The organism is Actinotignum vesiculae (genome assembly GCF_051267215.1).
Lineage (GTDB): Bacteria > Actinomycetota > Actinomycetes > Actinomycetales > Actinomycetaceae > Actinotignum > Actinotignum schaalii.
Genome location: NZ_JBOZGG010000012.1, coordinates 41002 through 64872 on the forward strand (window position 1 = coordinate 41002; position 23871 = coordinate 64872).

Consider the following 23871-nt stretch of genomic DNA (forward strand, 5'->3'; position numbering starts at 1 on the left):
AACCGCCCGCGCGGGCAATGTCACCCGGCCGGCCCTCACTTTTCCCAGGGAAAGCGGCGATAATTGACATGTTAAAGTCAGGGTGAAAGGCGCAGTGGCCGGCTGGCCGCAGGCGCGTCGTCGTAACCGAGGGAAAGTGAATGGCACAGACTCAGAAGAATAACCGGCAAAGCTCCGCGGCGCAGCGGCGTGAAACCGCGCGCGCGGCGGCGGCCCGGCTCCAGGAACAGGAAAAGAAGCGGGCGCGGCGCAATCGCGCGCTCGCGGTTGTGGCGGCTGTTGTGGTGGTGGCGCTCATCGCGGCGGCCGTGTGGTTCATCCTCTCGAATAAGAAGGATGATGCGGGCGCCCCGGCCACGCAGGAAAGTTCCGCGGCCGCGTACCCGAGTGCGCCGGCTACCGCGCTGGCCGAGCGCTCCGCCCCGAAGGTCACCGCGCAGCTGCCGAAAAACGTGACCCCGGATGTGGGGGTGAGCGTGGGGAGCTCGCTGGCGGCCGGCACCGTGAACGAAGGTAAGCCGGTTGTTGATATTTACTTCGACTACCTGTGCGTGTGGTGCAACCGCCTGGAAACCTCCTACGCGGAGGAGCTCACCCAGCGCGCGAAGAACGGCGAAATCACGCTGGTCTACCACCCGCTCGTGGTGGAATCCCAGTACGAATTCTCCCACACGGCTTCCGCTTCGGCGCTGTGGGTGGCCGAGCATCGCCCCGATGTTTTCGCGGCCTACCACAACGAAATTTTCGCGATGACGGCCCCGCTCTTCGAATCGAAGGAAAAGGTGCCGGTGCCGCAAACCGCGCAGCTGGCCGAACTCGGTAAGAAGGCCGGCCTCACCGATGCCGAAGCCGAGCAAATGATCGCGGATATCGCCGTTGGGGACGGCAAGCCCGCCATGTACTCCGAGCTGCTGGGCCAGTCGCTCCAGCAGTTCAGCGCCGACGGCTTCACCGGCACCCCCACCGTGCTCCTCAACGGCAAGCAGGTGGCGGACTGGACTGACGGCAAGCTCAGCGCCGCACTCGACGCCCTCAAGTAAAGCTGGCCTCGGCGTCGCGTGCCCTTTCGGTACGACGACGCCGCAGCGGGGCGGTCGCTTCGCGCCGCCCCGCTGGGTGCTAGCTCCCGGGATCCCTATTTGTTCCAGAGGGGGGATTCTGGCATGATAAACTCTGGTTCCTTGCTCGGCGGGTGTGCCGGGCAAGAATTGCCTCCGTAGCTCAGTTGGTAGAGCAGCTGTCTTGTAAACAGCAGGTCACAGGTTCGAGTCCTGCCGGGGGCTCCGATGTAATACATATTTCAGAAACACCATCCGCGTGAAGTAGCTGTTTGTGTGACGTAGCTGCGTAGAAGTAAATGAGTTCGATGGAACGGACGAAACGGGCGCTTGCATAATAAAATGTGTAAAGATGCAGGTCAGTGGCTTGTGAGTAGGTGATCTGGCGGTGGTGCGCGGGGCAGCGCGTGAATAGTAGGTGGCAAAACGGGGTAGCGCGGGAGAAGCTTCGCATCGTACCGTTAGTGGTGGATGGTGCGCGGCATCGGTAGCCACGTCCAATCGATCATTCGACTGAAACACGGTAGCCGCAGCGGCTCCTGGTTATGGAGGTTTCTATGTCCCTTCCTGTTGGTGCATTTACTGCTGCGGCGCCCTCGATCCAGCGCCGTTTGCGGAAAATGAGCAAGTATCCGCGCGAGCCGCGGGTGTTCTCGCACAAAAAGATAGGCCTTACATTTGGGTGGACAGGCGAAATCGTAATGGCGGTGACCATAATTGCGTTGGCAACCGCTGATGAGGAAAGCCGTCCCGATGACGCCACCCTCGGAATCATTTGCTGCTCCGGCATGATGGTTTTTTGTTTTTGGTTCCTGTGGATGGGGTACAAACGGCGGCTGGGTGTGGATAATGAAAAGACCTGGTATAGGTTCCCGCCATTTCCCTATCGAGAGGTCTACTTCGCTGATATAACGCGGATCGTTTATACCGGAGTTTCTTTTGGGCTTTACGCCGGCGAGAAGAGTAAGTTCTTCGCCAAGAAAAAGAACACCATTGGAATCGCCATTAACGTTTTCGATTACACCCTGGCCTACCTGCGGATCCTGGAGGAGATGCGGATCCGGCGGTTCACGGTTGGGAAAATCGAGCCCCATGATCCGCGGTGGCCGGAGGCGTGGCAGGACATGCGTAATCGGTTGGCGGCCGAGGCATACCGGAACCACCAAAATTACTATGATTCCCACCCCGCCGAATTAGAAGAATTGAACGCATTGGCGCTAGGCCGTTATCCCGTGGGCTTTTAGCGTTCCTCGGAAAGCGCAATAAGTTCCTGAAGGTCCGCGGGATGTGTGTCGTAGTAGTTCTGGTGGTTGCGATAGGCTTCCGCGGCTAGTTCATAACGTAGGTTTTGTGCGGCTTGCGGCCAGCGCGGGTCGTGCGGGGCGACGTCGTCCACCGTGAAACGGCGGTACTTCAGCTCTTCAAGGATTCGCAAGTAAGCGAGGGTGTAATCGAAACGCGCCTTGTCGATCACGAGACGGGAATTACCTTCGTAAATGCGCCATCCATTATTCCCCGCAGGTGTTATCTGAGTGATGTTCGCGAAAGGTATCTCGCGGTAGAAAATGGGAGTAAAGCGCGACCACATTCTATAATTGTCCACACCAAGACGGCGCCCGATTCCCAGCCATAGGCAAAGCAATCCGATAAAACACGTGGCGGCGAGAATAGCGATGAGACTGGTGAAATTGGAAGTTCGCTCTTCTGGATCCACAACAGAAAGGACAAGAAGACCCAAGGCGGAGCAACTAGTTATGATGCCGCCAAGAGAAAGAGCCAATTTCGCTTGAGAGAAGATGCGTCCTTCACGCGGGTACATACTCATCTTCCGGAGTCTGCGTTGTACCGAGGATTGCATAACGTTGGTGGCGAGTCCGGCAGCGGAGACAAAAGGTATGGACATGGCAGCGGCTCCTTCCGCGGAAACGGTGATGACTAGCGTCCTTGAGCGAGGGAAGTGAGTTCGTGGAGTTCGACGAGATGTGTGTCGTAGTAGTTCTGGTGGTTGCGATAGGCTTCCGCGGCTAGCGCGTTGCGTAGTTCCTGTGCGGCTTGCGGCCAGCGCGGGTCGTGCGGGGCGACGTCGCCCACCGTAAAACGGCGGTACTTCAGCTCTTCAAGGATTCGCAAGTAAGCGAGGGTGTAATCGAAACGGTTGATGGCTACTCCGAGCGGCTTATGGCTACCGTATAAGCGAAAGCCCGCAGCGTTCATAGTGACTCTGGTGATTTGTGTGAATGAAATCTCTCGATAAAAGACCGGCGTGAAACGGGACCACAGCTTGTGGTTATCAACGCCGAACCGGCGCGCGAATCCCATCCACACTATGAGCAAACTAATGGGAAGCATGATTGCAAACATGACGATTCCGACAATTGCGTCATCGGGGCGTTCTGACGGTGGTTCGAATACCAGCGATGCAAACCCCAACGCTGAGGCAAAGGTCATCACTCCACCAAGCGGCAAAAGAAGCGGTGCTTGAGAGAATACTCTTGGTTGTCGCGGGTATTTGCTTATCTTTCGGAATCGCCGCTGGATAGTTGGTGCTGCAACACCCGCGGTGAAACTGGCCGCTGGTCCGATAAAGCTAGTCATCAGGGGAATCCTTTTCTACCAAGGGGAGCGGGGTTTGGTGACTAACGTCCCTCGGACAGTGCGATGAGTTCTTGTAATTCTGCCGGGTGGCTGTTGTAGTACTTCTGGTGGTTGCGGTAGGTTTCCGCGGCTAGTTCGTAACGTAGGTTTTGTGCGGCTTCGGGCCAACGCGGGTCGTGGGGTTCAACATGGTTGGCGGTGAAACGGCGGTACTTGAGTTCCTCAAGGATCCGTAGGTAGGCAAGGGTGTAATCGAAAACATCTTTGGAGAGGGTGAGTTGGGTGCTGTTCCCATAAACCTTCCAGCCGTCATTGCCGGCAGTGGTGATACTGGTGATTTGAGAGTATGGGATGTCGTGATGGAAAAACGGGGTCAGATGGGACCACACGCTTACCTGATTAACGCCGTATCGGCGAGCTAGACCTACCCATATCAGTAGCAAACCCATAATAAAACTGATCGAAAATCCCACGAGTTCCGGGATAAAGTCACCAAGGTCCGCTCCCGATGACACGATGAGGGTGCCGAGAAGACCGAGGATTCCGATTGCTAGGAAAACGCCGCCGACAGGAGCTGCCCGCTTGGCTATCGAGAAAACTCGCTCTTGGCGCGGGTATTCGCTCATCTTCCTGATGCGGCGTTGCAACGGGGACTGTATTGCGCCGGTAACAAATCCTGCGAATGGAGCGAATGTAACTGACACGGGTCTTTTCCTTTCAAGAAATATTGACGTTTGAGAAGGTAGAGCGGTGGGTGGAATCGTGTATATGATCCCACCCACCGTTTTCCCACCTGGGGTAATTTATTGATTACATAGATGGTCCTTATTTCTGCGTCATCTTCGATAGTGAGTCGCCAACAGCCTTGATCTGCTTCTCGGCGTGTGACTCCGGTTTATTAATCGCAGGATCCCCGTCCAGGAATCTATCTTGGACGTATCCACCGAAGTTCTTGATCTCCTTCGAGGTCATTTCTACCGCGAACTGTCCGCTACCGTTGAGCGCCCGTTGGCCGAGATCCTTCAGTTTGGGGTTCTGTGGAAGCTTGTCAATACCAATCTTGTCCAGGCCCTTGGTTTTGACTAAGCCGCTTCCCGTGGCTCCGAGGCCCGATTTTGCGAGATTTCCCGCAAGTTTTCCGACATCGTAATTGGGTTTGAACTGTCCGGTCTCGGCAAAGGTTTCAAACGTTCCGTTCATGAACCAGGATGCAGTTTCTTTTGCACCGTCGGATGCGAAGCTCTTCATTCCATTTGTAGCTACGTTAGTAACAAACTCTCGTCCGCCCGCAGAAAGGTCCGGAATAGCGTTTTTAGCGAGAGATGTTTTACCGAGGAATCGTTGTCCTAGTTTGTTCATTCCTGAAATTACGCCATTGACTTTATCTGGAGCGGCTGCACCGAAACGCCCGGCGAAGTTCTTGACGATACCAAGGTCTCCGACCCATTTTCCTAAACCTCCGGTTGCTCCCCCGACCACAGTACTGAGGGCGAATTCCGATAAACTAAATTGATTAGCTGGCTTGAATATCGCTTGAGTGGTCATATTAGCGCCGCCAGCTACCGCTCCTCCCGCTATAACTGCGGCTGCGAGCCCAGTTCCAAATACAGCGGGCGCTAGAAAAACACCGGCTGCAACGAGAGCGATTCCACCAACAATGAGCGCTCCGCGCTTGATGTCTTCCCAATGGACCTTTACCCAGTTGACAGTTGCGTTGAACGCTCCCTTGAGCCAGTTCCATCCATTCTTAAGGAAGTTGCCGACTGGTTTGAGGATATTATCACGGGTCCAATCCCACCCAGTACGCAAAGCCTTGCCAATACCATCAAACGCAGCATCAAACCCTCTACCCAGCCTCGCAAAGAAACCATCGGTAGCAGGGGTCAGCCCGAGTGGGTCCATGAGCGCGAGCGGGTTATTCGCACCATAGTTATACGGATTAGTCTGATACGACGTCCCTGCCGGTGCCGGGAGCGGGTCCGGGGACAAGAACGCCTGAGTAGCCGGGTCATACAGGCGCTCACCCATCCACTCCATACCACCAACACGCAACGCCCCAGTCCCGAGCACGTCAACACCCTCAGGTAAAGACTCACTCAAACCCGCCACGACGCCCGGGCTAGCGAACGGGGCCATCGGGTCGGTCCCACGCCCGGCCCGCCAGCTCGTATCAGACCGAGTTTGAATACCTTGGCCGCTGAGCATCACACCACCAGGAAGAGGCACGAACGGGCTACCATTCATCGCCCCGACCGTGGGGATAGGGGAAGCATAATCCCACTCAAGGCGAGTCTCATCCCCGAAACTGACCGGGTTACCCAACCCGTCCAGAGTGATAGTCAGCTCGCGTTCACGGCCATCAACCACGTCAGTAATACCCGCCAGGCTCCCACTCGTATCCCAACGCAACCGGCGTGTAAGCTTCCCGTCCACGGTCTGGCTAACCCGATACCCATCCGCGTCATAGCCGTAAACCGTCTGACTCGTGCCTTGCGGGGAAGTGAGGCGACGCTCAACAAGCTGGCTCGCCTGATCATAGGTGTATTCACTGACCGTATCACCGTCGGTGAAGCGGATAATACGAGCAGCCTCGTCATACTCCCACGTCTTCTTTACACCACTGGTTGAGATAGCAGCAGTAAGCTGGCCGTCCTCACCGTACTCGTAAGAGACTTTCTCGCTCCTGGTGGTTATCGAGATAACACGACCCCACGAATCATGCTCAACACGGGTAGTTTCCTCCACACCATCACGAGTATGCGTATGGTGAGAGACGAAACCATCCCTATAGGACCACTGGTGGGTATCTTCACCGGCAACCATGAGGGTGACTCGGCCCATCGGATCGTAACCAAAACGGACCGTATCCAGGTCCGGATGCGTGATCGTGGCAAGATGACCAACCGCATCATACCCATAACGGTAGGTGGCCCCGCCTGCCGGGGTATAAGAGGTCCGCTCCCCGTCTTTCCCGTACGTCCAGGTAGAACACCGCCCCGCTCCTGCCACCATACTGTTGTGGGAAACCAGGCGGCCTAGGCGGTCATACGTGAACACATACCGATTCTCCTCACCATCGGTGAGGGTAAGGGTCCGGTCTTCATAATCAAGTTCGGAACGGAAGGCTTCCCGGCCGTCGATACGAGCCTGGCTTACCATGCCATCCTCATACTCGAAACTCGTCACGGTCCCATCAGCACTCGTGCGCGAGAGCGGATTCCCCAGCTCGTCATAAGACACCGACACGCTACGCCCGAGCGGATCAGTGACCGAGAGGAGGTTATCCACACTGTCATACACGCGTTCCGTCACCCCGCCGGCCGGGTCAACTACCCGCACCAGGCGGTTACGCACATCGTATTCATAACGCGTGATACCGCCCAGGCCGTTACGCACCGAGATAAGATTCCCCGCCGCGTCGTACCGGAAATAACGAACACCGGTGAGGATATCCCGCGAATAAATTACCCGCCCACACGCGTCATACCGGAACTCGGAAGTGCCCCGCCCGGCTACCCTAGCCCGCAGCAACCTCCCACACGAGTCATACTCGAAAGTCGAACGCTCTAGGGCAGTATTCACCGTGGCAACCACACGCCCGTCAGCATCGTATTCGAAACGCGTCACGCCTTCCGGGGTAGTAAGCTCGTCCAGGCGCCCCGAGGGCCCGTACGCATACTCCGTAACCTTCCCTCCCGGGCTAGTCATCCGCACCACACGCCCGGCCGCGTCATAATCCAGGGTTGTCAGAGCACCATCAGCGTCCAACATTTCCGTGACATTACCCCGGATATCGTAAGCGACCACGGAAGCGTTCTTCGCGGTGTCATAACTAGCCACCGGACGCCCGAACTCATCAAACTGCACAACCGCACCATGACCATGGCTATCAACTGCGGTAGCAGTACGCTCTTTAGAATCCGTAACCGTCCGGGTAGTAACCCCAGCCGGGTCAATCACGGTGGAAAGATCCCCAACAGCGTCATACTCAAACTTCCACGCATGCCCCACCGGGTCAGCAACCTCGCGCAGGCGCGAGAGAGCATCAAAAACGAAAGTGAACTCATCCCCATCGGGCATAGTGATGGAACGCAGATTACCCAAGTCATCCACATCATTAGCCAGGCTATGGCCCAGCGGGTCAATAATCTTTTCTACCCGGCCATCAACCTCGCTATACACCAACGTTGTTTTCGCCCCGCCCGGGTCAGTGACCACAACCGGACGCCCATAAGCATCGTAATCAATCGTGGTGGTAGCCCCATCCGGATCAACACGGCGAGACAGCGTACCATCCGTGTTATAAACAAGCCGGGTAGTCAAACCAAGCGGCGTGACCATCCCAACCACACGGCCCGCGCTATCACGATCCAGGCGATACGTATTCCCCAACGCGTCAGCAAAGGAAATAACCTCACCGGCATCGTTATAGCCAATAGTCTGGAATACTCCCATCGGGTCCGTGGCTCTCACCAAGAGCCCGCCCTCCCAATCCAGTGTGGTGATGCCGCCGGCCGCATCAATGAAACGGCTCGGGTTACGACTCTCGCCCTCATACTCATAGCGGGCTACCAGGCCGGTAGGCCCCACTGCCTCAACCAGGCGATCCAGACCGTCATAAGTGGTGGTTAGTTCCCCACCCGCGGGGGAAACCGTGCGAACCACGTGCCCACGCTCATCATAAAAATGCGTGGTTACTTTATTATCCCGGTCCCGGGACCGCAACAGGTTCCCGTGCCGGTCATAAGACATGGTCTGGCGGTTACCATCACAGTCCTGGGCTGCGATAGTACGACCCCGACTATCAGCCACCCACGTATTCGAACGCGAACCATCAACATCACTGACCACCGTGACCCGGCCCGGTAGATAAGCAAAACGAGTATCCCGCCCATGCTCGGAGGTCTGCTTGACCACGCGAGCTGCGTCGTCGTAAACATTCACGCACTCAACCACGCCTGTTGCCGCAACCACGCGGGCAACTAGACCAGCATCATCAATCTCGTAACGCCGGGTACCATGCGGGCCACTCGCGCCTACCAAATGCTCGCCCTCGTAAAGATACTCGAAACGGGTACCATCCCAGCCACGAGCCACAACCACCCGGCCATCCAGGTACTCCACCTCGATACGCCGGCCACGCTCACTGACCAAAGCCGTAACCAGGCCATCGCGATCACGCTCGACGCTTACCCCGAAACCTTCACGCCCACACACTTCAAGCCAGGCCCCGCCTCGGGTGAAGATCCAACGCTGGCTAGTATTATCCGAAACTTCCCAGCGCAGCACTCCTTCGCTATCGTCAGGCAAGGTGACCGCGCGGACCCAGAAATTTTCTCCCTCAGCACGCACCGGGGCACTATCAAGCCCGAACGTGGTGGTATCCACGGGGAAATACACATGCTGGCCATCCTCACGCATCCACACCAGGCAATCAGCACGCTCGACCACGCACTGGTCAAGCACACTCGTCCACCCCGTGCCGAAAACACCCCGCACGGGAGCATCATCACTACCCGCGAGCTGCATATGAGCCAGAATCGAGTTATACACCCGCGACAAGCCACCCACCTGGGAACCGTCCGGGAAACTAATATCCAACTCCGGCTCCAGGAAATTACCCGTCGCACTATTAACCGGATCAGACACCAAAGCCGAATGAACAACCTGACCAGTCAAAACCGGCCACGCCACCCCAATAGCCTTACGCCCCGCATCCACACCAGCGTTATCGAGCACCGCATCGATATACGAATCCAGCAACGTAAGTACCGGACCGCCCTCGCCGGCTTCCTTGAAAGCCTGGCGTACTACGTCAATCCACTCGGCATCGTTATCGTTATTACGAATGTAATCGTTGATGCCCCACGCGATGCTTTCCCCACCGGAAAGATTCCCGAACTTCCAGCCGCTCACAAAGGAACTGACGGCAGTCTGCAAAGCACGCGGATGACTTTCAAGAATGTCATGCGCCGAACGGGCCGCTAGCACGTATTCGTACAGATTCGCGGGGTAGCAGGAGGAACGCCCGCCTGAGCCGCCACCGCCGCTACCCGGCATGGGGGTGTCGTGTTGGGGTAAGGAAGGTTGCTCGATGGAACGCGCCGGCGGGGTACCCGGGTAACGCGCGCTCGGAGGGATGAGGCGCGGTTCATTGGCCAACCACAGCGGTATGAGCTCCGGATCCATGGGCCGCCGGGCGCGCCAGCGGTTATGGTCTGCTTCCCAGGCGTTGAAGATGTCGATCATCTTCTGTTCGGCACGCGCGGCTTCTTCCAGTTCGGTAACACCCGATTCCAGCGCCTGCAAAGACGCGACCAGCATCTCTTTATCCGCACGCTGGATATCCATATTCTGCGCGTACAACTCCGCGAACCGCCCGGCGAAGTCAATTTGTGCGTAGGCGATGCCGCCGTTGAGAGTGGTCTGGGCGGAGTTCAGCGCCTCAATCGCATTGGTGATAGCGCTCTTTAAATTGCTCGCGAGACCGGCTTCGAAACCGGTATATACGTTGGGTCTTGGCATGGGAACTACCTATCGTTATGAGTCGACATCCGGGCTGGGCAAGCTGTGTTTCGCGCGCTCAGTGTGAGCGCCTCGCGGGGCACGTGACGGTGTGCTGTGGTGGCGAGGCGAGACAGGGCGGGCGATGAAGAAGTCATAGAGGAGAAATGAAATACAAGGAAACGCAAGATCCGGGCGGTTCGCCGCGTGGGTGACACGCAAATGCGGTGAACCGCCCGGATTGCGCGTAAATCGGACTGGTGGTGGTGTGGTGCTTACTCGCCGCCGCCGGCGGTGAAGATATTGGTCGAGATCTGGTCGAGCTGGTTACGCAGGTCCTCGAGTTCCTGCTTGGCCTTGTCCAGAGCCGACTTGGTCTGCGGCCACACATCACCACGGAACTGCTGAGCGAGCGGACCATCCCACACATTCGCATCCGAGAGGGTCTGCCCCTGGGTATCAAGCTGCGAAATCTGATCGGTCAGCCCACCGTTAATAATGGACTGCATCTGCTGAATGGCCTGCTTGGCTTCACTGGATGTAAGTACACGAGCCATGATTGGTCTCCTTATTGGGTAGAGAAGAGTTCTGACAGTGCCGACAGGGCGACATTGTCATGTCTAGCCATCGACGCCTTCGACGCTACTGACCCCGGGTAAATACTCCGTAACGTGAAATATTACAAATTGATAACAATTACGAGGGTGGTGGAGGGCTTGCGTTAACCTTGCGGCGGGCTTGACTGCGCCACGGTGGAATATACGACGACGGCGCTTCTCCGGCCGCGCGGGACCGTGAAACGAAGGTAAATCCGCATAGTATGTGCCCCCAAGGTAAATAAAAACCAAATTCCCGGGAAACGGCTATCTGGCGCGGTTTAAGCCACGGAAATCCGTCATCGCAGGGTGATAGGGTGTGGCCGTCATGCGCTCACCACAGTACGAAAGGCGCCCAATGTTTCCTGTCCGCAACTTTGTGAAGCGATGCCGGCCAGCGCTTCTGGTTCTGGCGGTTCCCGCTCTGGCCGTGGCCGGAGTTGCCGTGGCCGTCCCGGCTCAGGCCGACCCTGGAGTTGTCACGATCCAGGTGGGCGGTGACGGAGCCATTACCGCAATGGCCGGCGGTGATGGTCACCGTATTGATCCGGCAGCCGCCGGTGGGGAGCTCCCCATCCGGGTGGTTACCTCCTACACCTTTAACGGGGTCACCACTTCAGATGCCAGCAGTGTTGCCGGGGCTACCGGCCCGGTTCGCATTGATGTCACTGTGCAAAATATCACAGGCAAATTGGAGCGGGTGAACGCGGATATTGACGGGCGCGCGGTTAGTCACGAGGTGCTCGTGGCCACCCCGATGTCGGTTGCTGCCGGTGTGGAATTGCCCGGTATCGCCCCCGAAGCTGTTCGGACTCCCCAGGCCGGCGGTGAAGGCATAGCAACCAACGGCGTCGTCGCCGTTAATGACCGCGGTACCACCACGGTGCAGTGGGCTGGACTCACCGGAGTAGGGTCCACCACCTCGCTCCTGCATTTCACGCTGGTTGTTGAGGCGCAGGATTTCGTCACGCCTGTTATTAATATTGCGACGCAGCCCGGATTCGGTATTAACCCGGATTCGCGCGATCAACGTGAGGAAACCCTTCTCGTTTCCCAAACCATCCGTACCCTGCAAGAATCTGCGGATATCCTCGCGGATTCGGGGACCGCCCTTGAGGATGCGCGTGCCATGCTCGCCAATGCGGGTGGTTCCATTGGTTCGCGCACCATCCGGGATTTGGAGATGTCGCGCGGGCGCATTGAGAATTCGGCGCAGTCCGTCTCATCCACGCTGGAGAGCCTGGAATCGCGCCTCAATAGCCTCTTCGCCAGCACGGGCTCCACCATGTCCAGCTCGCTGGCAGAAACAACCGCCACTGTGCGCACCCTTTTGGGGAACCCGGATGCTCCCCGGCCGCGTATCGATATCAACCCCGATACCTGCGAAATCAACTTCGGTCTGGAGGAAGACCTGCCGGCTACGCCGAGCCCGGCGGCCCCCACCCCGGCGGCTCCCAGCCCGGGGGAGGGGCCGAGCGCGCCGGCATCCCCAGCTCCCTCGCCTTCTGCTTCTGCGGGTACGGGTGCCGCGCCTTCGCCGTGGCCCACCCTCCCGAACGGGGATCCCAGCCCCAGGCCAACGGCAAGCTCCATTCCCATGGCCACGCTTTCGCCGGCGCCCAAACCCAGCGGCCCGGCGGCGGGCGATGACTTGCCCACCGTCACCAACCCGGAAGAAGTGATTCCGGCCGGCGGGGTGTACGGGGTTATCAACGGCCTCTCCGCCCGCTTGGAAGCGCTGAGCGCCACCACCACCCGCTGCCAGGAACATATTCTTTCCGATCTGGACAGCATCCTCGGGCCGCAAAATCCCTCCCCGGAAGACTGCGCGAATCCGGCTGTTGCCACCACTTTGACCTGCACGGTTCTCAGCGCTCACCACGATTTGAATGAGCTAAGCAACCAGGTGCGTTCCGAAGGTGAAGAGCTGGTCACGCAGCTGCGTGGCGGTTCCCAGCACAAGAACCTGGATACGGTTGAGCAACTGGATGGCGCCCTGCGCAGCGTGAACACCCTCGCGAAAGACCTCCAGATCTACCAGCACGAGGGCCGCTTGCCGCAGCCGGAACCCACGCCGGGGCTTTCTCCGAGCTTCCCGCCGCGGCCGGGAACCGAGCCTTCCGGTGCGCCCGACCCAAGCGCGGGAACCGAACCTTCTGGCTCGCCTGAACCGAGCGCGGCGCCCACTGCGGAGCCAAGCACGGGGTCCAGTACGGGTGCTCCCCAAGAGATCCCGCCAGAAACGGTAGATTCCAGCGCGCCCATGACGCCCTATATTGATGAACTCAAGAAGCGTTTCGATGCCGCACTCAAGCTCGTGGGGACACTGGACAAGGAATTCGCCCGAGTCAATGCAGAAGCCGGAAAGGCTTTTGAACGCAACCAGGCTCAGGATAAGCGCCTCACCGAGATCACGGAATCCATGTGTATTGACGCGGGCCTGACCCGCGAGGTTGGTTCCGAGGAACCAATTGCCAATCCCAAGCTTGATAAAAAGGCAGTGCGGGAGGTTGTTCGTGATCTCACCGGGGCCGAATGCCCGCATACCGCGGGAATGATCGGTAACCGCGCGGGTAAATATCGCCAATCCGTGCGTTTCCTCGGGCAGGAAACCCGCGATCACATCACCTCGATTATGGAAGCAAGCCAATCGGTGAGCGGAGAAAATCAGCCGGAGGCCATTGCCGGGCTCGCGCAGCTACGCGAGAGCCTCACGCAATCCCAGCAGATCCTCACGGACCTGGATGCTGAACGTGCACGCCTCGATGATCAGCGCAAGGATCGCACCGCACAACTCGCGCAGATGGTTGACGAACTCAATAAGAACATCGCCACCACCGTTGATATTTACGCGGATCTGGCCCCGCTGGCCCGTGACGTGGTGGGTGAATTGGATGCCTTCGCCGCGGAACTGGACGGCTTCGTTGGAAAATCGAAGACCCGCACCGATGAAACGGGCACTACCAATCGCAACCGCCTCTACACCGGGGTTTCCACCGCACGGGACCGCACCGAACGTTCCTCCAGCGCGATTTTCGATAGCGTCTCCAATCAGCTGACGGTATTCTCTGAAAACCTGCGCACTACCGGATCCAGCGCGGTGCGGAGCACCACCGGACTGATTACGGACGCGAATAACACCCTGGACGCGGAAACCAACCAGCTCATGGATGAGAACAGCGCAACCGTGAGCACAACCAGCCGCAACGCGATCACCAATTCGGATGCCGTGTCCGCGCTCATTATGCAGGACCTCGTCAACGTGCTCGCGGATATCGGAACCAATACCCCCGGTGGCGGCGGCCTACTCGGAGCTATGAAGACCTCCGAAGGCCACCTTGGAATTGCCGATGCCAAGCTGAGCGATTCCACCGCGACCACCACAACCATTCAATCCGGGTACCGTTCAGCACTCGGGGCGGACGCCTTCGGGGCCGCGCGCCTGCGCGCTTCCCTGGCCCGCCTCGAACAGCTGCCCACACTCCCGGCATCCGGCAACGCGGAAATCGGAATGTACTCCTTCCACGTCATTCCTACTGAGGAGGAAAAGTGAGCGAATCCGCTAAGCACACCGAGGCCGAAACTCAATCCTCCGGGGCCTATCCGGCGGGCGGCGAGCCCGCTCGCGATAAGCGCCGTACCGCACTCGGTATTCTTGCCGCTCTTCTGCTGATCGCCCTCCTCGCGGCCGTGATCTGGTTCTTCCGGTACCAATCAGAAAAGGCGCGGACGGCCAGTGAACCCGATTTTGAGGCTTTCCCGCCGGCCTCCGTGGAGCTCGCCGTGGAGAATGTGCCCGAGGGCCTCAAGCTCGGCGTCGTCGTATCTTATACGGAAGATCTCACCCAGGGCCCGGGCTGGGACCTCAGCGGTGAAGGCGTGCGAGTAGCGCAATGGCGCCTCGCGCAGGGTGGTACCCCGGTGGAGCTTGTGACCGTTTCCGATCAGGGTAGTGACGACGGCGCCCGCGCCGCCATCGCCGAATTATCCGATAGCGATGTTTCCGGAGTCATTGCCCTCACTACCGGTAGCCACACCCTGGCGCTCGCGAATGCGGCCGCAGATGCCGGGCTTCCCATTATCTTCCCCTACCAGCTCCAGCCCTCCACCAATGTTCCCGAGGGCGCGCACTACCAGCTTCCCACGGCGGGTGGCTGGATCACCGGGCTGACCAACCAGCTCGGTGACCTCCAGTGTTCCACCGTGGTTTCGGTGGGCGGGGAGCTCGCCAACGGGGTGCGGGGCGTGCGCGGGGTCGATGCCCATATCGGCCTAGCCGAACCGGCCACCGTGAGTGCTCAGGTGCTGGAAGCCACCCTGGGGCGGCCCAATCCCTGCGTGGTTATCGACGCTCCGGCATCCACGATCGCCCAGCAAATCACCGGTTTGCGCGGGGCGCGATACGACGGCCCGATCCTCGTGGGACCGGAAGCTTTCAACGGCGTGCTCAGCACGGGCCTCACCGATGCACGCACCCCGATTGCCGGTATTTACAGTTACGGATTCCCCACCCCGGGCGGAGTATCCCTCACGTCACCGGATGCCAGCGGGCTGCCGGCCGGCGGTTTCCTCCAGGCCGTGGAGGTGATGCGCACCAACGGCGCGCTTCCCTCCCTGCGGGATGACACCGAGTTCAGCGAGCGCTGGCAGTACGCCGACGGCCTCAGCCACGATGCGGTGCTCAGCTTCGTGGCCGCCGCCGCGGTAGCCGACTCCACCGACCCGGCCAAGATCATGCAGGCCCTCACCACCCCCGAAGCGCGCGACGCTGCGGTATCGGGAGCCGAACGGGTGGCGCGCTGCGGCGCGGGAAGCGCGGGTAGCACGGGTGGCGGCGCTGCTAGCGGGAGTAGCGGTGGCAGTGGCGCAGGCAGCGCGGGCGACGGTCCGTGCCCGGTGCAAGCAGCCATCGTGGACGGGCGCGTCGAATGGATTTCCTCTGAGGGTGCCCACTAAGGAACACCCCGAAAAAAGCGGAGCGGGCCGCCCGCATCACCCCAGGTGCGGCCCCTGAAGGTAAAGGCACAGCGGAAAACGATATGCGTATTGTCATTAGGAGCGATCACTCGGATCGGTTGTTTTCTCTGACAAACGTGACAGAAGAGACGCGCGTCGGGGATATCCTCGACGGCGCCCACCTCGACCGGCGCGAATGGGCCACCATGTGGGTGGACGGCGTGGCGGTCACCCCCTCAACCACCCTGGCTCGCGCTGGGGTGCACGAGGGAAGCGTCATTTCCGCCGTCGAACCGGAACAGCCCGCCGAAGAATGGGGCTTCATCATCACGGCGGGACCGGATACTGGGCGCTATATCTCCCTTCCCGCGGGCCGTACTCTGCGCATCGGCCGCAGTCCGCAAGCCGATATCCACCTTGATTCCCCTACGGTTTCGTGGTCGCACTGCCTCGTGGAAGTGCGCGATGACGGCCTGTGGGTCAGTGACGATAACTCCTCGAACGGCACCATTCTGGACGGCGCGGCTCTGAAAGGGGAGGAAGGCGCCACCGAAGTGCATCCCGGGGACGTGATCGGCATCGGGGCCTTCTACCTCGAAGCGGTCCGGCGTGATGAGGAGACTTCTCAACAGAACGACGACGCCGCTCACGGCGTGCTCACCGCCGTGTCTACGGTCGCTTTTAACCGGCCCCCGCGCCGAGCCCTGCCCGCACACCCCAAACAACTCGAAGCGCCGGAAAAGAAAATGCCGGAAAAACCCGGACGTCTCTCCTGGGCTGCGATCCTGGCTCCGATTTTCATGGCCGTGGTGCTCGTGGCGGTGCTCGGTTCCTTCCGCTTCGCCCTCATCGCGCTTTTCTCCCCGGTGATCGCCATCGGATCCTTTATTGAACAGAAGCGCCGTTCTAAGAAAAGCAAAATCGAAGAAGAAGAAAAGTTCGTGGCGGCGCTCCAGGATTTCACCGTGGATATCGGCAAAGCCGCACTGGTAGAACGCTCCCGGATGCGCGCCCAAACTCCCTACCAGCACGAGCTGGCCGACCAAGCTCGGCGCGGCGGACCGCGCCTGTGGCAGGTGCGCTCCGATCACTTCGATTTCGGAAGTGCGCAGATTGGCACCGGGCCGGTTCCCTTCGAGGTTCCGCTCGAAAATGCCAGTACCAAACCGGAGCCGCGGGTACGCGAGATCCTCGATCTGGCCCGCATCCCGGCCGCCCCGGTTCGGGTGGATTTCACCAAGGGGCCGGTGGGTATCTGGGGTGAGCGTGACGAGGCCCTGGCCGTGGCGCGTTCCCTGGTGACCCAGCTGGCCACCCTCTCCGGCCCGGCGGATATGACGATTGCGGTTGCTACGGATCGGGCTCGCTCCGAACACTGGCGCTGGTGTGCCTGGCTGCCCCATACCCGCGTGGGCGGCGCTAACCCGAATAACCGCTATCTCGCTTTTGAACGCACCCCGGCCCAAACCATGCTGCGTGGCCTACGCGATGGCCTCAACGGCTTGTCTTCCGCCTCCCTTTTCCTCGTTATTGATGATGTGGCACTCCTGGAAGGCCGGGATTGCCCGGCCCGTGACCTCCTCTCCTACCGCGGGGAAGATGTGACCGGCTCCCAGAAAGCCAAAGAAGTTAGCGGTATCGTGCTAGCTACCCGCCCCGAACAGCTCCCCGCTTCCTGCCATAGCGTTATCGAGGCGAAACCCGGGGCGGAGCTGACCTTGAGTATCCCTTCCGAGGATGTCACCATCGAACATATTGCCGGGGCGGTATCCACCGAGCCGCGCCTAGAAGAGTGGGCGCGGTCCCTCTCCCTTTTCGATGATCCGGAAGTGCGCGACGCCGGCGCGGCCCTGCCGCCCCTTGTTCATCTTCTCGGCCTGCTCGGGCTTTCCCGCGATATGACTAGCGCGGATATCACCCAGCTGTGGCAGAACAATAAGGGATTCCGCTTCCCGCTGGGCGTATCCGAAGATGGTACGTACTGGCTGGATATGGTTCGGGACGGCCCGCACGGCCTCGTGGGTGGTACCACCGGTTCGGGTAAATCGGAGATGCTGCGCACCATGGTGGCCGGGCTCGCCGCCCGCGTAGATCCTCAGCACCTCACGTTCATCCTGGTTGATTTCAAGGGCGGGGCGGCCTTCGCCACCCTCGACCAACTTCCGCATACCATCGGAACCCTCTCGAACCTGGAGCCCTCCCTGGCCTACCGCGCCTTGCGTGCCCTGGAAGCTGAGATGCTCTATCGCCAGCAATGCTTCGCGGCCGCCGGGGAAGGCGTGGACAACCTCGATAACTACTTGGCGACGAACCCTAGTGAGCCCATGCCGCGCATTCTCGTCGTCGTCGATGAATTTGCTCAACTCGCGAAAGAGTACCCGGATGTACTTTCCTCCCTGGTCTCTATCGGCGCGGTGGGGCGTACCCTCGGTGTGCATATGGTGCTCGCTACTCAGCGCCCGGCCGGCGTTGTCAATGATGACATCCTCGCGAATACCAATATGCGGGTCGCGTTGCGGGTGCAATCGCGCGATGATTCCTCGAATGTTATCGGGGTGCCGCACGCCTCCAGCATCGGCCGCGAACAGCGCGGGCGTGCCTATATCAAACTCGGGGAAGAAGATATTCACCCCATCCAAACCGCGCTCGTGACGGGTATAAGCGACGCGGCCCAGTCCACGGATCTCCATGTTGACGAAATTGAGCTGGGCGGTCCGCTCCCCGATCACACCGTGGCGCGCGCCGGGGATGAAGAATCCGATGTTGATCTCCTCATCCGGGCCATCCAAGAAGCCCACCGCGCCGCGGGCTTCGGCACCCCGCGCCCCGTCTGGCCCGAACCGCTGGGCGAGCGGGTGGATCTGCTCCTCGATACCGATACTCCGCGCGAAGGCGTGGCCAATATTCGCATGAGCGCGGGCGGGGATACCGTTGCCGTGGCCCTTGCCGATGATCCCAGCCACCAGCGCCAAATCCCGGCCGGCTGGCGGCCCGCGGAAGGCAATCTCATGCTCGCCGGCATTCCCGGTTCGGGAACAACGACGACGCTGCAATCCCTCGCCCTCGTCATCGCCGCAACATCCGACCCGGCCACCACGGATTTCCTGTACCTTGACCTGGGCGGGCGTGGCCTGGAACCCCTCCACGAACTGCCCCATTCCATTGGTTACGCCGGGCCGGGCAAAGCCAATCGGGAACTCCAGCAGCGCCTGCTGCGCTACCTGCGCAGCGAATACGATAAGCGCACCACGGACCCGGGCGAATATTCCGATATCTACGTTTTTATCGATTCATTCGCCACCCTGCGTGAAGAATATGATGATGCGGAAGGCATGGAACTCCTCGAAGGTCTCTACCAGGTATGGGGCAAGGGGCCGGGCGTGGGCATCCACATGGTGGGCGCCACCTCGCGCCTCAAGGCCATTCCCGCGGCGGTGGATGAAGTCACCACCCAGAAATGGCTCTACCGCTTGGCTGATTCTTATGACTACTCCCTGGTGGGGGTCTCACGTGATAATATTCCCGCCCAGGTTCCGGGCCGCTACGTGGACGCAATCACGAAACTCCACGGGCATGTGGCCACCATTCCCGGCCCGCTAGAGCAGGCGATTGCTACGGTGGCAGCGCGCTGGCAGCCGGTGGAGAAAACCACCGTGGTGGCGCGCCTAAGTGATGACCTGCGGGTATCCGATCTGAGCACCACCGCGCAGCTAACGGGGGAGCCCTGGATTATCCCGGTCGGAGTGGAAGAAGCCACCCTGCGTGATTACTGCCTGGAAGCCTACGCCGGGGAGCATATGCTCATTTCCGGGCCGGCGCGCAGCGGGAAAAGCTCGGTACTCCTGGGTATCGCCACAAAACTGGCCGGTGATGCGCGGGCCGCCGGTAGCTCCCTGCGCATTATCGGTCTGGCCTCGCGCCGCTCCCCGCTGCACGGTAGCGACGTCCTCGACAACGTTTATGACCACGAGGACGTCCCCTCCGCGGTGGCGGAAGCCGGTCTGGGTACCACGCCCACTATTCTTTTGATCGACGACGCCCATCAGGTCACGGAAGGGGAAGAAGCCCTCAAGGATCTCCTCGCCACCAGCAACCAGCAGCTCCTTATTATCGCGGCCGGCCGTAACGATGACCTGCGTTCCGCCTACGGCAAATGGACGGCGACGCTACGCAAATCGCGACTGGGCATTCTGCTCCACCCGAACCGCGATTACGATGGCGACCTCCTGGGCGTGCGCCTCCCGCGGCGCTCCCCGGTCAAAATGGCCGCCGGGCGCGGCTACGCCTGCGAAGGCGGCACCGCCACCCTCATCCAAGCCGTGACCGTGCGGGATGACGCATGAGCACCTCATTCGATTTCGGAGCTTCCTACCGCGCACTCGCCCCCATCGGCCGCGGTGCCTCCGGCGTGGTTTATGAGGGGGAACGTAAGGATGATGGCACCCGCGTTGCCATTAAATTCCTGCGTGACGAATACGTGGGTGACCCGGAAATTCTGCGGCGCTTCATTACCGAACGCTCCGTCCTCACCCAGCTCAGCCACCCCCATATCGTTGGGGTGCATGACCTGGTGGCCGACGGCGGCAAACTCGGCATCGTCATGGAGTACGCGCCCGGCCCTAACCTGCGCGAATACCTCGCTGAGCACGGACCTCTAGCCCCCGCGGATGCCTTGGATATCACCCGTCAGGTGGTTGAAGCACTCCAGAGCGCACACGCGGGCGATGTCGTCCATCGCGATATCAAACCGGACAATATTATTTTGACCGGGCTGGCTCCGGACGTGGCGGTTGCGCCAGATACGCCAGCCACGGCCGGCAAAGATAAGGCCCTTCCGGGGCGGAAAAAACTACGCGGGCGCACCGAAGCGGAGGACCGTTTCAACGTCAAAGTAACAGACTTTGGTATTGCCGCGATTATCGGAACCGGCTCAAAAACCACGAGCATCGTGGGAACCCCGGACTATATGGCTCCGGAACTCATCGCGCAGGCGCGCGCCACCCCGAGCGTGGATATGTACGCGGTGGGCATTATGCTCTACGAAATGCTCACCGGGCGCACACCCTTCGGCGGGGAGGGCCTCAATCCTTTCACTATTGCGCATCGCCACCTCACGGAGAAAATTGCTCCGCTGGCCGGCCTGGAAGAAAACACCGCTGCTCTGCTCGATGAGCTGGTGGGGAAGAACCCGGATACCCGGCCGGATGCCGCGCAGGTGCTTGACAGGTTACCGGCCTGCCTGGAAGCAAGTGCCGGCCAGGAACCCCTGGAGATCAACCCCTCCGCCCCGGCCTTTTACCCGGCCACCATGCTGGACGGTGCTTTCAGCGCCGCCGCACTAGCCCGCGAAGCGCTGAGCGCGGCTAAGGATACTGAGAAGGAGGCGCCCGCCCGCCCCGCCGTCGTCCTTTCCCGTGAGAGTTTAGGGGAGCTCGATGCTGCGCCGTCGGCCACCATTATTAGTTCCGGCGCGGCACTGGACCTTAACTATGTACCCGCGCCCGTGGTTGAACGCGAGCCGAGCTTCTGGGAAAAAACCGGGAGTTTTATACGTGAGCACTGGATTCTCGTGACTCTGGGTGCTGTGACGCTCCTCGCGGCGATTGCCGGGGTGGTGTGGATGCTGTGGCCGCAGGCGGAAAGTGCCGATACCGCTCCCACCGAACCGATCCAGGCGCGGCTGGAGGATCACCCGCTTCCCTCCGGTTTGTCGATTGTGCGCGAGGCGAAGTGGAATCCGCAACGCCAGGTCATCGACTACACCGTCACGTACAAAACCGCGAAAAGCCCGATTTCGGGTAACGTGCTGGAGGTGATTCCCGCCCCGCAACCCAAGGATGAAGGCGGGGATACCGCGAAGAAGCAGTCTGAGCAGCAGAACACGAAGGGAACGAGCGGGGCAGCGGCGCCGCAATGCGCCGACGTGGTGTGGGATCGCGCCGGCAAACCGCATTCCAATGCCACGACCTCACTCACGGCCCGCTGCGCCTGGACCCTGGAGGCTCCCACCGTGACGGTTGGCCAACCGGTGACCATTACCGCCACGGTGAGCTCGGACTACGTTCCTGAAGAGGAACAGGAACTTTCGCGGTGGCTCACCGAGGTTAGTGAGGCAACCGCGAAGGCGGCCGGGAATGAAACGGCTACCTCCACCGCCTATCCGCTCCAGCGCCTGCGCTCCGTCAAAGTCACGGTGCCCCCGCGGATCCAGCAGGGCCAGCCGATTCCCATCAGCATTATCGGAGTGTGGCCCAACGGTGAGAACGTGACGACGCCGCTCTACACCAGCCCCGCCAGCGGGGCACCGACGAGTATCCTCTCCGATCTGACCGGCGGGGACACGGCAAATCTGCGCTTCACCGACCGCTGTTCCGGGGCGGTGACCATCAGCTCGGACGGTCACGCGGTTTCCGCGCTCTATCCGGCTCAATGCGAGATCGGCGCCGTCGTCGGTAATTTCGATGCCGCTCCCGGCACCATTGCCATTACCGGCTCGGGGTCCTAAGGGCTGTGAAGCAGAATCTTAGGGAGCCGGGGAGTCAGCCTTAGGCGGTAGCGGCTAGCGGAGCCTGAAGCCCGGTTTTAGCTCCGGAACCTGCGCCAGGCTGCGAGCGCTATTCCCGTCCCGCCCAGCAGTGCCGCGAGTGCCAGGCCGGCAGCAGAGTTCGCGCCGGTGCGTTGTAGCGGCGTCGGGCGCGGTGTGGGCACATTCGTCGTCCGAGTCGGCACATTCGTCGGTGGCGTAGACGCGGGCGTGTGCACCGAAGGCGGTGTGCTGGGAGCATTCGGAGTGCTCGGAACCGTGGGAGTGCTGATAGTAGCCGGTACGGTAGGTGTAGGTTCCGGCGGCGCTGGCGTGGACGGTTCGGGCTCCGGTGATTCAGAAGGCTCCGGTTCCGGCGACGGCTCCGGCGATTCGGAAGGTTCCGGTTCCGGCGTAGGCTCCGGCGACGGCTCCGGCTGCTCGCACAGCGTGATGACCGCGGCGGCTTGATCGCAGCCGTCCTCGCCAACCCCGCTGATGGTGTAGGTAACCGCGGGATTGGCGTGGAGCGCGTAGAGGTAGGTATACCAATCGCCCGCACCCAGGGAGCCCTCAATATCTTTTCCGATAAGATCGTTGCGCCCGGTTTCCCGCGTCACCACGCACTGCGACGATCCGGTCAAACCGGCATCCGTGACCCGTTCGCGTGCAGCCGCATTCACCGCCGGATCGCTGAGTGAATACGCGGGCAGATCGCCCATGCGGCCCCACTCAAATTCCTGCAGGCTTTGACAGCCTTCCATATACGAACCGGGCCCGCCGCCTTCCTGCGAGCATTTCCACAGCTTATTTATGGCGCGGATCGGCAGCACGGTCACCTCCGATTGCACCGCCACATCGCCTTCCACGCGGAGCGTGTAGACGCCCGAGCCGCCTATTCCGAAAGAGTATTCGTCATAGAGGTCCATATTCGCTACCTCGCCGCCGTAGGCGAGGTACGACGGCGGATCTGTGGCAACGGCCAAGTCGGCTTTTATCCGCCGCACGCCCAGATTAGGATCCTCGAAATCCGGCGTGACGTATGAGTACCGGGGGAAATCCTCGGGAGCTATATCGGGATAGAGCTCGGGATCAAAAACCGCATTCCCGTTGCTGTCGCGGCCCACATCCCAGATACGGAGCTCCTGATTAACGGGCTTGGTGGGAACCGTCCAGCGGCTCTCCCAATCGAAATCAGGCTGGGCCTGGAGGGCCTCAAGAGCGGGGTAGTCCGGAACGCTGGTGAGCGTCATTTTTACGTTCTCCAGCACGGTAGGAACGAAAATGGCCGCGCCCTGCGCAGTTTGGATATGGTCTGAGGATTCCACCAGGCGGGCTACCTGAACCGTGTAACTCACATGGGCGACGTCGCCCACCTTCTCCACGCAGGTATCCCCGCCGCGGCAGTTCACTCCGCCTCCTGTCACGGTCATGACATTGCGCATGAGCGTCCGGTCAGGATCGGGGCCGCCGGCTGTGGCGGTGGCGGGAAGGAAAATGCCGGCGCCGGTCAGGGCAGCGGCAAGGGCGAACCGCCCCAAGGTGTGTGCGTGAATGGCCATGGGTACCCCCGTGGAAAATAATTCCCTATCCAGCTTCAGCTGTGAAACTAAATTGAGAAACGGCGTGATGTGCGGGC

At 60.4% G+C, this 23871-nt stretch carries 12 protein-coding genes and 1 tRNA gene; 7 read left to right on the top strand and 6 right to left on the bottom strand.

The genetic code is table 11. From position 1 onward, the window contains the following. The first annotated feature begins 140 nt into the window (after positions 1-140). The 3 genes from ACRQHG_RS07180 (at position 141) to ACRQHG_RS07190 (ending at position 2302) form a co-directional block, all read left to right on the top strand. Entirely contained in the window at positions 141-1040 is a 900-nt protein-coding gene (locus tag ACRQHG_RS07180) for a DsbA family protein (protein ID WP_435713174.1), read from the top strand. Between the two features lie 170 nt (positions 1041-1210). Next, positions 1211-1283, top strand: a tRNA-Thr gene (locus tag ACRQHG_RS07185). Between the two features lie 332 nt (positions 1284-1615). Further along, entirely contained in the window at positions 1616-2302 is a 687-nt protein-coding gene (locus ACRQHG_RS07190) for a hypothetical protein (protein ID WP_435713173.1), read from the top strand. On the opposite strand, the gene ACRQHG_RS07195 is transcribed toward ACRQHG_RS07190, so the two are convergent. From ACRQHG_RS07195 to ACRQHG_RS07215, 5 genes are all read right to left on the bottom strand, one after another. Further along, positions 2299-2961 carry a hypothetical protein gene (locus ACRQHG_RS07195; RefSeq protein WP_435713172.1) on the bottom strand — a complete coding sequence of 221 codons (663 nt, stop codon included), beginning with the start codon at positions 2959-2961 and terminating at the stop codon, positions 2299-2301. The two genes, ACRQHG_RS07190 and ACRQHG_RS07195, sit on opposite strands and share 4 nt — an antisense overlap. Positions 2962-2993: 32 nt before the next feature. Beyond that, positions 2994-3653 carry a hypothetical protein gene (locus ACRQHG_RS07200; protein WP_435713171.1) on the bottom strand — a complete coding sequence of 220 codons (660 nt, stop codon included), beginning with the start codon at positions 3651-3653 and terminating at the stop codon, positions 2994-2996. Between the two features lie 41 nt (positions 3654-3694). After that, a complete protein-coding gene (locus tag ACRQHG_RS07205) occupies positions 3695-4357 on the bottom strand; it encodes a hypothetical protein (protein ID WP_435713170.1) in 663 nt (220 codons plus the stop codon). 121 nt (positions 4358-4478) lie between these two features. Next, on the bottom strand, positions 4479-10178 hold the full coding sequence (locus ACRQHG_RS07210) for a DUF6531 domain-containing protein (RefSeq protein ID WP_435713169.1): 5700 nt from the start codon (positions 10176-10178) through the stop codon (positions 4479-4481). Positions 10179-10432: 254 nt separating this feature from the next. Beyond that, positions 10433-10714, bottom strand: coding sequence for a pyrophosphorylase (locus ACRQHG_RS07215; protein WP_087070350.1), 282 nt, complete (start codon positions 10712-10714; stop codon positions 10433-10435). A gap of 469 nt (positions 10715-11183) precedes the next feature. Here ACRQHG_RS07215 and ACRQHG_RS07220 point away from each other — a divergent pair, with 469 nt between their 5' ends. From ACRQHG_RS07220 to ACRQHG_RS07235, 4 genes are all read left to right on the top strand, one after another. Then, entirely contained in the window at positions 11184-14306 is a 3123-nt protein-coding gene (locus tag ACRQHG_RS07220) for a hypothetical protein (protein WP_435713168.1), read from the top strand. After that, on the top strand, positions 14303-15709 hold the full coding sequence (locus ACRQHG_RS07225; protein ID WP_435713167.1) for an ABC transporter substrate-binding protein: 1407 nt from the start codon (positions 14303-14305) through the stop codon (positions 15707-15709). Before ACRQHG_RS07220 ends, ACRQHG_RS07225 begins: the two co-directional genes overlap by 4 nt. A 137-nt stretch (positions 15710-15846) precedes the next feature. Further along, positions 15847-20052 carry a type VII secretion EssC family protein gene (locus ACRQHG_RS07230; protein ID WP_435713166.1) on the top strand — a complete coding sequence of 1402 codons (4206 nt, stop codon included), beginning with the start codon at positions 15847-15849 and terminating at the stop codon, positions 20050-20052. Continuing rightward, positions 20049-22214, top strand: a complete 2166-nt coding sequence (locus tag ACRQHG_RS07235) for a serine/threonine-protein kinase (RefSeq protein ID WP_435713165.1) — start codon at positions 20049-20051, stop codon at positions 22212-22214. Before ACRQHG_RS07230 ends, ACRQHG_RS07235 begins: the two co-directional genes overlap by 4 nt. 77 nt (positions 22215-22291) lie before the next feature. Here ACRQHG_RS07235 and ACRQHG_RS07240 read toward each other — a convergent pair whose 3' ends face one another. Then, entirely contained in the window at positions 22292-23794 is a 1503-nt protein-coding gene (locus ACRQHG_RS07240; protein WP_435719855.1) for a hypothetical protein, read from the bottom strand. Positions 23795-23871: the final 77 nt, after the last annotated feature.

Bases quoted from the DNA above. Each gene is read 5' to 3' on its own strand.
- ACRQHG_RS07180 (WP_435713174.1), top strand. From the start codon at position 141: ATGGCACAGACTCAGAAGAATAACCGGCAAAGCTCCGCGGCGCAGCGG.
- ACRQHG_RS07190 (WP_435713173.1), top strand. From the start codon at position 1,616: ATGTCCCTTCCTGTTGGTGCATTTACTGCTGCGGCGCCCTCGATCCAG.
- ACRQHG_RS07195 (WP_435713172.1), bottom strand. From the start codon at position 2,961: ATGTCCATACCTTTTGTCTCCGCTGCCGGACTCGCCACCAACGTTATG.
- ACRQHG_RS07200 (WP_435713171.1), bottom strand. From the start codon at position 3,653: ATGACTAGCTTTATCGGACCAGCGGCCAGTTTCACCGCGGGTGTTGCA.
- ACRQHG_RS07210 (WP_435713169.1), bottom strand. From the start codon at position 10,178: ATGCCAAGACCCAACGTATATACCGGTTTCGAAGCCGGTCTCGCGAGC.
- ACRQHG_RS07215 (WP_087070350.1), bottom strand. From the start codon at position 10,714: ATGGCTCGTGTACTTACATCCAGTGAAGCCAAGCAGGCCATTCAGCAG.
- ACRQHG_RS07235 (WP_435713165.1), top strand. From the start codon at position 20,049: ATGAGCACCTCATTCGATTTCGGAGCTTCCTACCGCGCACTCGCCCCC.
- ACRQHG_RS07240 (WP_435719855.1), bottom strand. From the start codon at position 23,794: ATGGCCATTCACGCACACACCTTGGGGCGGTTCGCCCTTGCCGCTGCC.